This is a genomic window from Pseudomonas sp. KCJK9016 (genome assembly GCF_046231795.1).
In the GTDB taxonomy this organism is placed as follows: domain Bacteria; phylum Pseudomonadota; class Gammaproteobacteria; order Pseudomonadales; family Pseudomonadaceae; genus Aquipseudomonas; species Aquipseudomonas bananamidigenes.
This window is the reverse complement of the sequence record NZ_JBJJMM010000010.1, coordinates 103,378-115,240: the sequence shown is the minus strand read 5'-3', so window position 1 is coordinate 115,240 and position 11,863 is coordinate 103,378. Positions and strand designations below refer to the sequence as shown.

Genomic DNA, 11,863 nt, shown 5'->3' with positions numbered 1-11,863 from the left:
GGATCGTTCCTCCCGGCCGAGATGCTCGGCCGAGACATGGCTCAGCGTATTAATGCGGGCGACGGAGAATTGACGGCACTCTCGCGTCCCGGCGTCTTGACCGGGGTCGGTGCAGTTTGTGTGCCAGCACGCTTCAACGCGGCGTCCGGTGTTGCATTGGCGGTCCCGGTGCCTGTCAGGCTGCGGCGCACATCGAGATTGCGCGACACCACCAGCACCACGCGACGGTTCTTCGCCCGGCCTTCGGCGGTGGCGTTGTTGGCCACCGGCTGGAATTCGCCGTAACCCACCGAGGCCATGCGGCCAGGGTTGACCCCCTGCATCGCCAGCATGCGCACGATGCTCGCCGAACGCGCCGAAGACAGCTCCCAGTTGGTCGGGTACTGCGCGGTGCGGATCGGTTGATCGTCGGTGAAGCCTTCGACGTGGATCGGGTTGTCGAACGGTTTGAGGATCGCCGCGACCTTGTCGATGATGTTGAACGCGATGTCGCTTGGCATGGCATCGCCGCTGCCGAACAACAGGCTGGAGTTGAGTTCGATCTCGACCCACAGCTCGTTGCCGCGCACGGTCATCTGGTTGCTCGCGATCAGGTCGCCGAACGCGGCGCTGATATCGTCGGCGATGCTTTTCAACGGATCGCTGGCCCCGGCGATGCCGGCATCGACCTGCTCGCTGTCCTTGACCAGCGGCTTGGCCGGGGTCACGGTCTTGGGTCGCTCCTCACCGATCGGGATCGGCTTGAGCGCGCGGTCGGAGTCGGTGAAGACCCCGATCAGCGCTTCGGAAATGATCTTGTACTTGCCTTCGTTGATCGACGAGATGGAGTACATCACCACGAAGAAAGCGAACAACAGTGTGATGAAGTCTGCGTAAGACACGAGCCAGCGCTCGTGATTGACGTGTTCTTCATGCTGGCGACGACGGGCCATGAGGTTATTCCCTTAATCCATGAAGCCTTGCAGCTTCAACTCGATGGAGCGTGGGTTTTCACCTTCGGCGATCGACAGAATGCCTTCCAACAACATTTCGCGATAACGCGACTGCCGCAACGCGATTGACTTGAGCTTCGCAGCGATCGGCAGCAACACCAGGTTGGCACTGGCCACACCGTAGATGGTGGCGACGAATGCCACGGCGATGCCGTTGCCCAGTTGCGATGGGTCGGCCAGGTTGCCCATCACATGGATCAGGCCCATGACCGCACCGATGATACCGATGGTCGGTGCGTAGCCGCCCATGCTTTCGAAGACCTTGGCCGCTTCGACATCGCGGGCTTCCTGGGTGTAGAAATCCACTTCAAGAATGCTGCGGATGGCTTCCGGTTCGGCGCCGTCGACCAGCAGCTGCAGCCCCTTGCGCGAGTAGGCATCCGGCTCGGCATCCGCCACGCCTTCCAGGCCCAGCAGGCCTTCCTTGCGCGCGGTGAGGCTCCAGTTGACCACTCGATCGATACCACCGGCCAGATCGACACGGGGCGGGAAAAAGATCCACGCCAGAATCTGCATGGCACGCTTGAACGCGCTCATCGGCGATTGCAGCAAGGCGGCACCGATGGTTCCGCCCAGCACGATCAGTGCCGCCGGGCCGTTGGCCAGCGCGCCGAGGTGACCACCTTCAAGGAAGTTGCCGCCGATGATGGCGACGAACGCCATGATGATCCCGATAAGGCTCAGAACATCCATCAGATACACGCCTCGACGATGTGCCTGCCGATATCGTCCAGGCCGTACACCGCATCCGCGAGGTCAGCCTTGACGATGGCCATCGGCATGCCATAAATCACGCAGCTGGCTTCATCCTGGGCCCAGACGGTACTGCCGCCCTGTTTGAGCAGACGCGCGCCTTCACGGCCATCGGCGCCCATGCCGGTCAGCACAACCGCCAGAACTTTGTCACTGTAGGATTTGGCTGCGGAGCCGAACGTGATGTCCACGCAAGGCTTGTAATTCAGACGCTCGTCACCCGGCAGGATCTTCACCGCGCCACGGCCATCGACCATAAGCTGTTTGCCACCCGGTGCCAGCAGTGCCAGGCCCGGACGCAGAACGTCGCCATCCTCGGCTTCCTTGACGCTGATGCGGCAAAGCTTGTCCAGACGCTCGGCGAACGCCTTGGTGAAAGCCGCCGGCATGTGTTGGATCAGCACGATCGGCGCCGGGAAGTTGGCCGGCAACTGGGTCAGAACCCGTTGCAGGGCCACCGGGCCGCCGGTCGATGTGCCAATCGCGACGAGCTTGTAGTTTTTGCGTTTCGGTGCAGGCGACGAAGCACTGGCGGCCGGAGCGCGAGCCGGTGCGGGCGCGGGTGCCGGACGGGCCGCAGCGCTGCTGTGACTGCCAAAGCTTGACGGCGCAGGAGCCGCCGGTGCTGGCGTCGGTGCGGCAGCAGGCGCCGGCGCACTGTAGGCACTGAAACGACGATTGCTGCGCGAAATGCTGTGAACCTTCTCGCACAGCAATTGCTTGACCTTCTCCGGGTTGCGGGAGATGTCTTCGAAATTCTTCGGCAGGAAATCCACCGCGCCGGCATCCAGCGCGTCCAGGGTGACCCGGGCGCCTTCATGAGTCAGCGAGGAGAACATCAACACCGGAGTCGGGCAGCGCTGCATGATATGCCGCACCGCCGTGATGCCATCCATCATCGGCATCTCGTAGTCCATGGTGATCACGTCCGGCTTGAGGGCCAGGGCCTGATCGATCGCCTCTTTGCCGTTGGTCGCCGTACCGACGACCTGGATGCTCGGATCCGCTGAAAGAATTTCCGAGACGCGGCGGCGGAAAAAACCCGAATCGTCCACCACCAGGACTTTGACTGCCATAAACACTCCATTAGGTGCAGCGGGACATGGGCGCCCCGCTGCCCCGGATTCAAATACGCCGTGCGGCGTAACGCTTGAGCATGCTTGGAACATCGAGAATCAGCGCAATGCGGCCGTCACCGGTAATGGTGGCGCCGGACATGCCCGGAGTTCCCTGCAGCATCTTGCCCAACGGCTTGATGACCACTTCTTCCTGACCGACCAGTTGATCGACAACAAAACCGATCCGCTGGGTGCCCACCGAAAGGATCACCACATGGCCTTCGCGCTGCTCTTCGTGAGCGGCCGAGCTGACCAGCCAGCGTTTGAGGTAGAACAATGGCAACGCCTTGTCCCGCACGATCACCACTTCCTGGCCGTCCACCACGTTGGTGGTCGACAGGTCGAGGTGGAAGATTTCGTTGACGTTCACCAGCGGGAACGCGAACGCCTGGTTGCCGAGCATGACCATCAGGGTCGGCATGATCGCCAGCGTCAGCGGCACCTTGATGACGATTTTCGAGCCCTGACCCTTGGTCGAATAAATGTTGATCGAACCGTTGAGCTGGGAAATCTTGGTCTTCACCACGTCCATGCCGACACCGCGACCGGACACGTCGGAGATCTCAGTCTTGGTCGAGAAGCCCGGGGCGAAGATCAGGTTGTAGCACTCGGTATCGCTCAGGCGGTCGGCTGCATCCTTGTCCATCACACCCCGCTTCACGGCGATGGCGCGCAGGATGTTCGGATCCATGCCTTTGCCGTCGTCGGAAATCGACAGCAGGATGTGGTCGCCTTCCTGCTCGGCCGCCAGAACGACCTTGCCGCCGCGAGGCTTGCCCGACGCTTCGCGCTCTTCCGGCGATTCGATGCCGTGGTCGACCGCGTTGCGCACCAGGTGGACCAGCGGGTCGGCCAGCGCCTCGACGAGGTTCTTGTCGAGGTCGGTCTCTTCGCCCACCAGTTCCAGGTTGATCTCTTTCTTGAGCTGACGGGCAAGGTCGCGAACCAGACGCGGGAAACGACCGAAGACTTTCTTGATCGGCTGCATCCGGGTCTTCATCACCGACGTCTGCAAGTCGGCGGTGACCACATCGAGGTTCGACACGGCCTTCTGCATGGCCTCGTCGCCACTGTTCAGGCCCAGGCGCACCAGACGGTTACGCACCAGCACCAGCTCGCCGACCATGTTCATGATCTCGTCGAGACGCGCGGTGTCCACGCGGACGGTGGTTTCGGCTTCGCTCGCCGGTTTTTCCGGTGGCGGTGTCGCCGGAGCACGGGCCGGAGCCGGTGCGGCAGCGGCGGCCGGCTTCGGTGTTTCGGCTTTCGGTTCGGGCTTGCTTTGCGGCGCTTTCGCGGCAGGGTTCGCCGCAGCGGCCGGGGCCTTGGCAGCAGGCGCTGCCACCGCGGCGGCGTTGCCGGCAGTCACGGGCGCGCCGGTGGCAACGTCGGTGAACTTGCCTTTGCCGTGCAGCTCATCCAGCAGTGATTCGAACTCGTGATCGGTGATCAGATCGCTGCCCGCTGCAGCGGCTGCAGGCGCGGTCGATGGGGGAACCGATGCCATTGCCGACTCCAGCGCATCGACGGCAAAGTTGCCCTTGCCGTGCAGCTGATCGAGCAAGGCCTCGAATTCGTCGTCGGTGATGTCCGAGTCATCGCCGGCTGCCGGGGCCGCCGGCGCGGCTGCAGCCGGTGCCACGGCGTCGGCCGCGAACTGGCCCTTGCCATGCAACTGATCGAGCAGCGACTCGAATTCAGCGTCGGTGATTTCATCGCTGGCGGTTTCGTCGGAAGCCGGCGCAGCGGCAGCCGCCGGGGCCTCGGCTTCGGCCTTGACGGCGCTCAGCGAGTCCAGCAACTGTTCGAATTCGTTGTCGGTGATATCGCCCGAATCGCCAGAATCGCCTTCAACGACCAGCTCTTCGATCATTTCGGCTACCGGCGAGGCAGCAACCTCATCCGCCGATTGCGGTTCGGCCAGGCGCGCCAGCGCGGCCAGCAGTTCCGGGGTTGCAGCGGTGATCGGGCTGCGGTCGCGGACTTCGCCGAACATGCTGTTCACCGAGTCCAGCGCCTCGAGCACCACGTCCATCAGTTCTGCATCTACGCGACGCTCACCCTTGCGCAGGATGTCGAACACGTTTTCGGCGATGTGACAGCACTCCACCAGCTCGTTGAGCTGAAGGAAGCCGGCGCCCCCTTTTACAGTGTGGAAACCGCGAAAAATTGCGTTGAGCAGATCTGCGTCATCCGGGCGGCTTTCCAGCTCGACCAGTTGTTCGGACAGTTGCTCAAGAATCTCGCCGGCCTCAACCAGGAAATCCTGAAGGATCTCTTCATCGGCGCCGAAGCTCATTAATGGGGTGCTCCTACAGGTCTAAAAACCCAAAAAAACTCAAAATCCAAGGCTGGATAGCAAATCGTCCACATCGTCCTGACCGGACACAACGTCTTCTCGTTTATCGGCATGAATCTGCGGACCTTCACCCTGCGAGAGATGTTTTTGTGGATCTTTTTCAGCGAGCATCGCCGCACGGTCATGTTCGATGCCCGCGAAGCGGTCCACCTGACTGGCCATGAGCACGAGTTTGAGCAGATTGCTTTCGACTTCGGTGACCAGTTGGGTCACACGCTTGATCACTTGACCTGTGAGATCCTGATAATCCTGGGCCAGCAGAATGTCGTTAAGGCTGCTCGACACCGCACGGTTGTCCGTGCTGCTGCGCGCCAGAAAACCGTCGACCCGGCGTGCCAGTTCGCGGAACTCCTCAGCCCCGACTTCACGGCGCATGAAGCGTCCCCAATCGGCACTCAACGCCTGGGCTTCGTCAGCCAGGCCATTGACCACCGGCGTGGCGCTTTCCACCAGATCCATGGTGCGGTTGGCCGCGGCTTCAGTCAGCTTGACCACATAGCCCAGGCGCTCGGTCGCATCAGTGATCTGCGACACCTCCTCGGCCTGCGGCATGTGCGGGTCGATCTGGAAGTTGACGATTGCACTGTGCAGTTCGCGCGTGAGCTTGCCGACTTCCTGGTACAGGCCTCGGTCACGGGTCTGATTGAGCTCATGGATCAGTTGCACAGCGTCGCCGAACCGGCCTTTTTCAAGGCTTTCGACCAGTTCGACCGCGTGTTTTTTCAGCGTCGACTCGAAGTCGCCCTGTGAAGATTCTTTATGCTCCATAGCTCCCCCGCGCGTCATCAGCCGATGCGTTCGAAAATCTTCTCGATTTTTTCTTTCAGCGCCTGAGCCGTGAAAGGTTTGACCACGTAGCCGTTGACGCCGGCCTGGGCGGCTTCAATGATCTGCTCGCGCTTGGCTTCAGCGGTCACCATCAGCACGGGCAGGTGCTTGAGCTTTTCATCGGCGCGCACGTGGCGCAGCAGGTCGATACCGGTCATGCCGGGCATGTTCCAGTCGGTCACCAGAAAGTCGATGCTGCCGCTGTTGAGCACCGGAATGGCGGTGGTGCCATCGTCGGCTTCAACGGTGTTGGTGAACCCGAGGTCACGCAACAGGTTCTTGATGATCCGCCGCATCGTTGAGAAGTCATCAACGATGAGGATTTTCATGTCTTTGTTCAATTCGACCTCCAAGCAGTCTTAAACGCGCCCAGCACCTGGACGCGCCATTTCAATCAATCCGGCAAAGCACTCGATGACTGTCTGGAGCACAACAGAGCAAGACCGGTGCCGCTCACCACCGCACCAGCCTCGTTCGCAGTGTCCCCACACCGCCTTCAGCGCGCTCGCCACTCCCCCAAACGCCCCCGCAAACGGGCCGCGCACTGGCTGTGTAACTGGCTGACCCGCGATTCGCTGACGCCAAGGACTTCACCGATTTCCTTGAGGTTCAGTTCTTCGTCGTAGTACAGCGCCAACACCAGTCGCTCACGCTCCGGCAAATTGGCAATCGCGTCCGCCAGCGCCGCCTGGAAGCGCTCGTCTTCCAGGTCGCGCGACGGCTCAAGATGAGCACTGGCGCCATCCTCGTGCAGCCCTTCATGTTCGCCGTCCTGCAACAGGTCGTCGAAACTGAACAGTCGGCTGCCCAGGGTGTCATTCAAAATCCCGTAGTAATCGTCGAGACTCAATTGGAGTTCGGCCGCAACCTCGTGATCTTTAGCGTCACGGCCGGTTTTAGCCTCAATCGAGCGGATCGCGTCGCTGACCATGCGGGTATTGCGGTGAACCGAGCGAGGTGCCCAGTCCCCCTTGCGCACTTCATCGAGCATCGCGCCGCGGATACGAATGCCCGCGTACGTTTCGAAACTCGCGCCTTTGCTGGCGTCGTATTTGGTCGAGACTTCGAGCAGACCGATCATCCCGGCCTGGATCAGGTCCTCGACCTGCACACTGGCCGGCAAGCGCGCCAGCAAGTGATAGGCGATGCGCTTGACCAATGGCGCGTAACGCTCGATCAGTTCGTACTGCGCGTCACGTGCCGACTTCTTGTAAAGATTCATACCGCTGGCGGTCATAGCACAGGTCCTGCCGTTTGCTGCACGAGGCGCTCGACGAAAAATTCGAGATGGCCGCGCGGGTTGGCGGGCAGCGGCCAGGTATCGACCTTTTGCGCGATTGCCTTGAACGCCAGTGCGCACTTGGAACGCGGGAAGGCTTCATAGACCGCACGCTGCTTCTGCACCGCCTTGCGCACGCTTTCGTCGTAAGGCACCGCACCGACGTATTGTAAGGCCACGTCAAGAAAGCGATCCGTGACCTTGGTCAACTTGGCGAACAGATTGCGACCTTCCTGCGGGCTCTGGGCCATGTTGGCCAGGACGCGGAAGCGGTTCATGCCGTAATCGCGGTTGAGCAGCTTGATCAGCGCGTAGGCGTCGGTGATCGAAGTCGGCTCGTCGCAGACCACCAGCAACACTTCTTGCGCAGCGCGAACGAAACTGACTACCGAGTCACCAATACCCGCAGCGGTGTCGATCACGAGTACGTCGAGATTGTCGCCGATGTCACTGAATGCCTGGATCAGACCGGCATGCTGGGCCGGGCTCAGGTGAACCATGCTTTGCGTGCCGGAAGCGGCCGGCACGATGCGGATGCCACCGGGCCCCTGCAAGAGCACGTCGCGCAGCTCGCAGCGACCCTCGATCACATCGGCCAGGGTACGTTTGGGCGTGAGGCCCAGCAGAACGTCGACGTTCGCCAGACCCAGGTCGGCGTCCAGCAGCATGACCCGACGGCCAAGTTCTGCCAGCGCCAGGGACAAGTTCACTGACACGTTAGTCTTGCCGACGCCACCCTTGCCGCCGGTCACCGCGATCACCTGTACGGGATGCATGCTGCCCATGTTATTTCTTTACCTTGTCTTGCATGGACGGAGGCCACATTACTGGCTGCGCGTTCACAACCGGAACAATGCATGGCAGACCATCTATGTAGGTACAAAAACTGTTCATTACCTCAGCCAACCTGCTTGGTCGGACTGTGGTAGATATCAGCGAACATGTCAGCCATGGCTTCTTCGCTGGGTTCTTCCTGCATTTGCACGCTGACGGCGCGGCTGACCAGTTGATGGCGGCGCGGCAGATGCAGGTCATCCGGAATCCGCGGGCCGTCGGTCAGATAGGCGACCGGCAGTTCATGACTGATTGCCAGACTCAGCACTTCGCCAAGGCTGGCCGTTTCATCCAGTTTAGTCAGGATGCACCCGGCGAGCCCGCAACGCTTGTAACTGTGATAAGCGGCGGTTAGAACCTGTTTCTGGCTGGTGGTTGCCAGCACCAGATAATTTTTTGAACGAATGCCACGACCGGCCAGGCTTTCCAGCTGCATGCGCAACGCCGGATCGCTGGCCTGCAGGCCGGCGGTGTCGATCAGCACCACGCGTTTGCGCAGCAGTGGATCCAGCGCCTGCACCAGGGACTGGCCCGGGTCGACGTGGGTCACCGACACATTGAGGATCCGGCCCAGGGTTTTCAACTGCTCCTGAGCGCCGATGCGGAAACTGTCCATGCTCACCAGCGCGATGTTCTGCGCGCCGTACTTGAGCACGTAACGCGCCGCCAGCTTGGCCAGTGTGGTGGTCTTGCCCATGCCGGCCGGGCCGACCATGGCAATGATTCCGCCCTCTTCCAGCGGCTCGACTTCCGGCGTGACGATCATACGCGCCAGGTGCGCGAGCAGCATGCGCCAAGCCTGACGCGGTTCTTCGATATCGCTGGTCAGCGCCAGCAGGTCGCGGGACAACGGGCCGGACAGACCGATGCGCTGCAGACGACGATACAGATTGGCCTGGGCCGGACGGCTGCCTTGCAGCTGATTCCAGGCCAGGGTGCCGAGTTGCACTTCCATCAGCTCGCGCAGGCTGTTGAGTTCGAAACGCATCGAATCCAGCGCACGCGGATCGACGCCAGCGGCAGCCGGCGCAGGTGCCGGGGCTGGACGGGCCGGTGCGGCGTAAGTCGGTTCTGTCAGAGGCTCGGCAGCCGTCAGCGGCAGGCCGGCGGTCAATGGCAGACCGGAGAACAACTGGCGATTGGTGCTGCCGTCGGCTTCACCACGCATGCTCAGCTCGGCCTGGGCAGTGACGATGCGCGACTGAGTCTTGCGCAGCTCGTCTTCGAGTTCCATGTTCGGAACCCGAGGCGCCAGCGCCGACAGTTTGTAATCCAGCGCCGCCGTCAGCTCGACGCCGCCGGCAATGCGGCGGTTGCCAATGATGGCGGCATCAGCGCCCAGCTCATCACGAACCAGCTTCATGGCCTGACGCATATCGGCGGCGAAAAAACGCTTAACTTGCATAAACCACTACCTCAGCCGTTGGGCCCTACTGTCGCAACGATGGTCACTTGCTTGTTGTCCGGAATTTCCTGGTAGGCCAGCACATGCAGTCCGGGAACTGCCAGGCGACCAAAGCGCGAGAGCATCGCGCGAACCGGGCCTGCTACCAACAGGATCACCGGCTGACCTTGCATTTCCTGACGCTGCGCCGCTTCGATGAGCGAACGTTGCAGCTTCTCGGCCATGCTTGGCTCCAGCAGAACGCCCTCTTCCGAGCCTTGTCCTGCCTTCTGCAGACTATTGAGCAATATTTGTTCCAACCTTGGCTCCAGTGTGATGACTGGCAGCTCGGACTCAGTCCCTACAATGCTTTGGACGATGGCACGGGATACGCCAACCCGCACAGCGGCCACCAAAGCGGCGGTATCTTGACTCTTGGCGGCATTGTTGGCGATGGCTTCGGCAATGCTGCGGATGTCGCGCACGGGCACGTGTTCGGCCAGCAGCGCCTGCAACACTTTCAACAGCTGCGACAACGTGACCACACCCGGCACCAACTCCTCTGCCAGTTTCGGCGAACTCTTGGCCAGCAATTGCATGAGTTGCTGCACTTCCTCGTGGCCAATCAGCTCGCTGGAGTGCTTGTACAGAATCTGGTTCAAGTGGGTGGCGACTACGGTACTGGCGTCCACCACGGTGTAACCGAGCGATTGCGCCTGGGCGCGCTGGCTGACTTCGATCCACACCGCCTCCAGGCCGAAAGCCGGATCTTTGGCGGTGATGCCGTTGAGCGTGCCGTAGACCTGCCCCGGGTTGATCGCCAGTTCGCGATCCGGGTAGATCTCGGCCTCGGCCAGAATCACGCCCATCAGGGTCAGGCGATAGGCGCTCGGTGCTAGATCGAGGTTGTCGCGAATGTGTACGGTCGGCATCAGGAAGCCCAGATCCTGGGAGAGCTTCTTGCGCACGCCCTTGATCCGCGCCAGCAACTGGCCGCCCTGGTTGCGGTCCACCAGCGGAATCAGGCGATAGCCGACTTCCAGGCCGATCATGTCGATTGGCGTCACGTCATCCCAGCCCAGTTCCTTGGTTTCCATGGCGCGGGCCGGCGACGGCAGCAGCTCCTGCTGACGCTTGACCTCTTCCAGCGCCTGCACCTTGGCCATGTTCTGCTTTCTCCAGAACAGGTAAGCACCACCGGCGGCCAGGGCGGCCATGGTCAGGAACGAGACATGCGGCATGCCCGGCACCAGCCCCATGATTGCCATCAGGCCGGCGGCGACCGCGAGGGCCTTCGGCGAGGCGAACATCTGGCGATTGATCTGTTTGCCCATGTCTTCCGAACCGGAGGCACGGGTCACCATGATCGCTGCAGCTGTAGATAACAACAGTGATGGCAATTGCGCCACTAAACCGTCACCGATGGTCAGCAAGGCGTAAACCTTGCCCGCGTCGGCGAAGGTCATGCTGTGCTGGAAGATGCCGACCGCCATACCGCCGATGAGGTTGATGAACAGAATCAGCAGGCCGGCGATGGCGTCACCACGGACGAACTTGCTGGCACCGTCCATCGAACCGTAGAACTCTGCTTCCTGGGCCACTTCCTGACGACGGGCCTTGGCCTGGGCCTGGTCGATCAGGCCGGCGTTGAGGTCGGCGTCGATGGCCATTTGTTTGCCGGGCATCGCATCGAGGGTGAAACGCGCGCTCACCTCGGAAATCCGCCCGGCACCCTTGGTCACCACGACGAAGTTGATGATCATCAAGATCGCGAAGACCACGATACCGACCACGTAGTTACCGCCGATCACCACCTCGCCGAAGGCCTGAATCACCTTACCGGCAGCGGCGTGGCCGTCCTGACCGTGGAGCATCACCACCCGGGTCGACGCCACGTTCAGCGCCAGCCGCAGCAAGGTCGCCACCAGCAGGATCGTCGGGAACACCGCAAAATCCAGCGGCCGCAAGGCGTACACGCAGACCAGCAGCACGACGATCGACAGGGCAATGTTGAAGGTGAAGAACACGTCGAGCAGGAACGGCGGCACCGGCAGCATCATCATCGCCAGCATGACCAGCAGCAACAGCGGCACACCCAGATTGCCTCGACTGAGTTCGGCAATGTTCGAGCGAGCACTGTTGATTAACTGAGAGCGATCCACCGGTTTTCCCCGTTCCTTTAAAGCAAACTTTTGACGCCCCGAGCGGGCGCACGGCGGCTACTGCAAGAAGCCTTCCAACTTTTGTCGATGATTGAAACAGAGGGGTTTGGGCGTCATTTTTTCTGCTGACCGGATGCCGTTTTCGCAAGAAGTC

General features: G+C 61.4%; 10 protein-coding genes. All 10 read right to left on the bottom strand.

Annotation, left to right across the window (positions count from 1 at the left end; translation table 11 throughout):
• Window positions 1-41: 41 nt before the first annotated feature.
• The 10 genes from motD to flhA all read right to left on the bottom strand — a co-directional run bounded on the left by motD (window position 42) and on the right by flhA (window position 11,709).
• Window positions 42-932, bottom strand: a complete 891-nt coding sequence (gene motD, locus ACK6BI_RS12180; protein WP_065260752.1) for a flagellar motor protein MotD — start codon at window positions 930-932, stop codon at window positions 42-44.
• A 12-nt stretch (window positions 933-944) separates the two neighbouring features.
• Window positions 945-1,685 (bottom strand): flagellar motor protein, encoded by a 741-nt coding sequence (locus tag ACK6BI_RS12175; protein WP_260522706.1) that lies wholly within the window; start codon window positions 1,683-1,685, stop codon window positions 945-947.
• Entirely contained in the window at window positions 1,685-2,821 is a 1,137-nt protein-coding gene (locus ACK6BI_RS12170; protein ID WP_409317241.1) for a chemotaxis response regulator protein-glutamate methylesterase, read from the bottom strand. Before ACK6BI_RS12170 ends, ACK6BI_RS12175 begins: the two co-directional genes overlap by 1 nt.
• Before the next feature lie 49 nt (window positions 2,822-2,870).
• Window positions 2,871-5,162 (bottom strand): chemotaxis protein CheA, encoded by a 2,292-nt coding sequence (locus ACK6BI_RS12165; protein ID WP_409317240.1) that lies wholly within the window; start codon window positions 5,160-5,162, stop codon window positions 2,871-2,873.
• A 39-nt stretch (window positions 5,163-5,201) separates the two neighbouring features.
• Window positions 5,202-5,990 carry a protein phosphatase CheZ gene (locus tag ACK6BI_RS12160; RefSeq protein WP_065260756.1) on the bottom strand — a complete coding sequence of 263 codons (789 nt, stop codon included), beginning with the start codon at window positions 5,988-5,990 and terminating at the stop codon, window positions 5,202-5,204.
• A 17-nt stretch (window positions 5,991-6,007) separates the two neighbouring features.
• A complete protein-coding gene (locus tag ACK6BI_RS12155) occupies window positions 6,008-6,379 on the bottom strand; it encodes a chemotaxis response regulator CheY (RefSeq protein WP_003183998.1) in 372 nt (123 codons plus the stop codon).
• A 167-nt stretch (window positions 6,380-6,546) separates the two neighbouring features.
• Complete coding sequence (gene fliA, locus ACK6BI_RS12150) at window positions 6,547-7,287, bottom strand: RNA polymerase sigma factor FliA (protein WP_007951959.1); 741 nt, start codon at window positions 7,285-7,287, stop codon at window positions 6,547-6,549.
• On the bottom strand, window positions 7,284-8,114 hold the full coding sequence (gene fleN / locus ACK6BI_RS12145) for a flagellar synthesis regulator FleN (RefSeq protein ID WP_003222917.1): 831 nt from the start codon (window positions 8,112-8,114) through the stop codon (window positions 7,284-7,286). Before fleN ends, fliA begins: the two co-directional genes overlap by 4 nt.
• 113 nt (window positions 8,115-8,227) lie before the next feature.
• Entirely contained in the window at window positions 8,228-9,568 is a 1,341-nt protein-coding gene (gene flhF / locus ACK6BI_RS12140) for a flagellar biosynthesis protein FlhF (protein ID WP_409317239.1), read from the bottom strand.
• Between the two features lie 11 nt (window positions 9,569-9,579).
• Complete coding sequence (flhA, locus tag ACK6BI_RS12135) at window positions 9,580-11,709, bottom strand: flagellar biosynthesis protein FlhA (protein WP_409317238.1); 2,130 nt, start codon at window positions 11,707-11,709, stop codon at window positions 9,580-9,582.
• Window positions 11,710-11,863 lie beyond the last annotated feature (154 nt).

What these genes read in the sequence shown, in the direction of transcription:
- flhF (WP_409317239.1), bottom strand. Translation starts at nt 9,568, where the DNA reads ATGCAAGTTAAGCGTTTTTTCGCCGCCGATATGCGTCAGGCCATGAAG.
- ACK6BI_RS12170 (WP_409317241.1), bottom strand. Translation starts at nt 2,821, where the DNA reads ATGGCAGTCAAAGTCCTGGTGGTGGACGATTCGGGTTTTTTCCGCCGC.
- fliA (WP_007951959.1), bottom strand. Translation starts at nt 7,287, where the DNA reads ATGACCGCCAGCGGTATGAATCTTTACAAGAAGTCGGCACGTGACGCG.
- ACK6BI_RS12175 (WP_260522706.1), bottom strand. Translation starts at nt 1,685, where the DNA reads ATGGATGTTCTGAGCCTTATCGGGATCATCATGGCGTTCGTCGCCATC.
- ACK6BI_RS12160 (WP_065260756.1), bottom strand. Translation starts at nt 5,990, where the DNA reads ATGGAGCATAAAGAATCTTCACAGGGCGACTTCGAGTCGACGCTGAAA.
- ACK6BI_RS12165 (WP_409317240.1), bottom strand. Translation starts at nt 5,162, where the DNA reads ATGAGCTTCGGCGCCGATGAAGAGATCCTTCAGGATTTCCTGGTTGAG.
- ACK6BI_RS12155 (WP_003183998.1), bottom strand. Translation starts at nt 6,379, where the DNA reads ATGAAAATCCTCATCGTTGATGACTTCTCAACGATGCGGCGGATCATC.
- fleN (WP_003222917.1), bottom strand. Translation starts at nt 8,114, where the DNA reads ATGGGCAGCATGCATCCCGTACAGGTGATCGCGGTGACCGGCGGCAAG.
- motD (WP_065260752.1), bottom strand. Translation starts at nt 932, where the DNA reads ATGGCCCGTCGTCGCCAGCATGAAGAACACGTCAATCACGAGCGCTGG.